The organism is Methylobacterium sp. WL18, from assembly GCF_008040015.1.
In the GTDB taxonomy this organism is placed as follows: Bacteria; Pseudomonadota; Alphaproteobacteria; order Rhizobiales; family Beijerinckiaceae; genus Methylobacterium; species Methylobacterium mesophilicum.
In genome coordinates this window covers 1-2,965 of record NZ_VRVD01000576.1, presented here as the reverse complement: position 1 = coordinate 2,965, position 2,965 = coordinate 1, and the positions used below count along the sequence as shown (strand labels likewise).

The window sequence follows — 2,965 nt, the reverse complement described above, 5'->3', positions numbered from 1 at the left end:
CACCCGGCAGAATCTGCCGCCTCGAGCCCGGCCGGCGCCTATTCGGCGGCGGTGCGGCGGCCGGATTGCGGAGCCGGGCGACGGGCCAGCACCTCGCGTAGGAACCGGCCGGTATGGCTCGCCTTCGAGCGGGCGATCTCCTCCGGGGTGCCGAGCGCCACCACCCGGCCGCCGCCATCGCCGCCCTCGGGACCCATGTCGATCACCCAGTCGGCGGTCTTGATCACTTCGAGGTTGTGCTCGATCACCACGACCGTGTTGCCCTGGTCCACCAGCTCGTGGAGCACCTCCATGAGCTTGGCCACGTCGTGGAAGTGCAGCCCGGTGGTCGGCTCGTCGAGGATGTAGAGCGTGCGGCCCGTGGCACGCTTCGACAGCTCCTTGGACAGCTTCACCCGCTGCGCCTCGCCCCCCGACAGGGTGGTGGCCTGCTGGCCGACATGGACGTAGTGCAGGCCGACCCGCTTCAGGGTCTCGAGCTTCTCGCGGATCGCCGGCACCGCCTTGAACAGCTCGGCCGCCTCCTCGACGGTGGAATCCAGCACGTCGGCGATGGACTTGCCGCGGTACTTCACCTCCAGGGTCTCGCGGTCGTAGCGCTTGCCCTTGCACACGTCGCAGGTGACGTAGACGTCCGGCAGGAAGTGCATCTCGATCTTGATGACGCCGTCGCCCGAGCAGGCCTCGCAGCGGCCGCCCTTCACGTTGAACGAGAAGCGCCCCGGCTGGTAGCCCCGGGCCTTGGCCTCGGGCAGGCCCGCGAACCAGTCGCGGATCGGCGTGAAGGCGCCGATATAGGTGGCCGGGTTCGAGCGCGGCGTGCGGCCGATCGGCGACTGGTCGATGTCGATGACCTTGTCGAGATGTTCCAGCCCCTCGAGCCGGTCGTACGGGGCCGGGTGCTCCAGCGCCCCGTTCAGTTTTTTCGCGACGGCCTTGTACAGGGTGTCGATCACCAGGGTGGATTTCCCGCCGCCCGAGACGCCGGTGATGCAGGTGAAAGTGCCGAGCGGCACCTCGATATCCACGTCCTTGAGGTTGTTGCCTCGCGCGCCGAACACGCCGAGCTTGCCCTTCCGGCTCTTGCGCCGCGCGGCCGGGGTGCGCACCGACATCGCGCCGGTGAGGTACTTGGCCGTGAGCGAGGCCGGGTTGGCCAGCACCTCGGCGGGGGTGCCCTGGGCGATGATCTCGCCGCCATGGATGCCCGCCCCCGGGCCGACATCGACCACGTAGTCGGCCTGCAGGATCGCGTCCTCGTCGTGCTCGACCACGATCACCGAGTTGCCGAGGTCGCGCAGGCGCTTGAGCGTGCCGAGCAGACGCTCGTTGTCGCGCTGGTGCAGCCCGATCGAGGGCTCGTCCAGCACGTAGAGCACGCCGGTGAGCCCGGAGCCGATCTGCGAGGCCAGCCGGATGCGCTGGCTCTCGCCCCCCGACAGGGAGCCGGAGCCGCGGGCCAGCGTCAGGTATTCGAGGCCGACATCCACCAGGAAGCTGAGCCGGTCACGGATTTCTTTGAGAATTCTGACCGCGATCTCGTTTTGCTTGGCCGTCAGCTTCTCCGGCAATTCGGAGAACCAGCGATGGGCTTCCGAAACGGACAGCGCCGTCACGTCGCCGATATCGGCCATGGCGACCTTCACGGCGAGCGCCTCGGGCTTCAGCCGCTTGCCGCCGCAGGACGCGCAGGGCGTCTCGCTCATGAACCGGCCGATTTCCTCCCGCACCGCGTCGGACTCGCTCTCCTTGTAGCGGCGCTCCAGGTTCGGGATCACGCCCTCGAACGGCTTGTTGACCGCATACTTGCGCAGGCCGTCGTCGTAGGCGAAGCGGATCGCCTGCTTGCCGGAGCCGTACAGCACGACGGCGCGGGCCGCCTCCGGCAGGCTCTGCCAGGCCACGCTCGTCTTGAAGCCGTAATGCTCCGCCAGCGCGTCCAGCGTCTGGCCGTAATAGGGCGAGGTCGACTTCGCCCAGGGGCCGACCGCGCCGCGCTTCAGGCTGAGCGCGGGATCCGAGATCACCAGCTCGGGGTCGATCCGCATCTCGTGGCCGATGCCGCCGCAGGTCGGGCAGGCGCCGAACGGGTTGTTGAACGAGAACAGCCGCGGCTCGATCTCGGCGATGGTGAAGCCCGAGACCGGGCAGGCGAAGCGCGACGAGAACGTGATCGCCCGGGGCTCCTCGCCCTCGGGCGCGTCCGCGAACACGATCTCGCTGATGCCGTCGGCGAGCTCCAGCGCGGTCTCGAACGAATCCGCCAGCCGCGCGGCGATGTCGGGCCGCACCACGATCCGGTCGACGACCACGTCGATGTCGTGCTTGAACTTCTTGTCGAGCTTGGGCGCGTCGTCGATCGCGTAGTATTCGCCGTCGACCCGCAGCCGCTGAAACCCTTTCTTTTGGTACTCGGCGATTTCCTTGCGATACTCGCCCTTCCGGCCGCGCACCACCGGAGCGAGCAAATACAGCCGGCTCTTCTCCGGCAGCTCCAGCACCCGGTCGACCATCTGCTGGACGGTCTGGCTCTCGATCGGCAGGCCGGTGGCCGGGGAGTAGGGGATGCCGACCCGCGCCCAGAGCAGGCGCATGTAGTCGTAGATCTCGGTCACCGTCCCGACGGTGGAGCGCGGATTCTTGGAGGTGGTCTTCTGCTCGATGGAGATGGCCGGCGACAGCCCGTCGATCTGGTCGACATCGGGCTTGGACATCATCTCCAGGAACTGGCGGGCATAGGCCGAGAGCGACTCGACGTAGCGGCGCTGTCCCTCGGCGTAGATCGTGTCGAAGGCGAGCGACGACTTGCCCGAGCCCGACAGCCCGGTGAACACCACGAGCTTGTCCCGGGGGATCGTCAGGTCGACGTTCTTGAGGTTGTGCTCCCGGGCGCCCCGGACCGTGATCACCCGCCGGTCGGCGGCGCTCGGCGGCGCGGCGTCGAACAGGGCCTCCAGCTTGGCGT

Annotated in this window: 1 protein-coding gene; it reads right to left on the bottom strand. The window is 68.3% G+C overall.

Annotation, left to right across the window (positions count from 1 at the left end):
* Positions 1-38 precede the first annotated feature (38 nt).
* The coding region (gene uvrA, locus FV228_RS25210) for an excinuclease ABC subunit UvrA (protein ID WP_147857053.1) at positions 39-2,965 on the bottom strand (2,927 nt) is incomplete at its 5' end.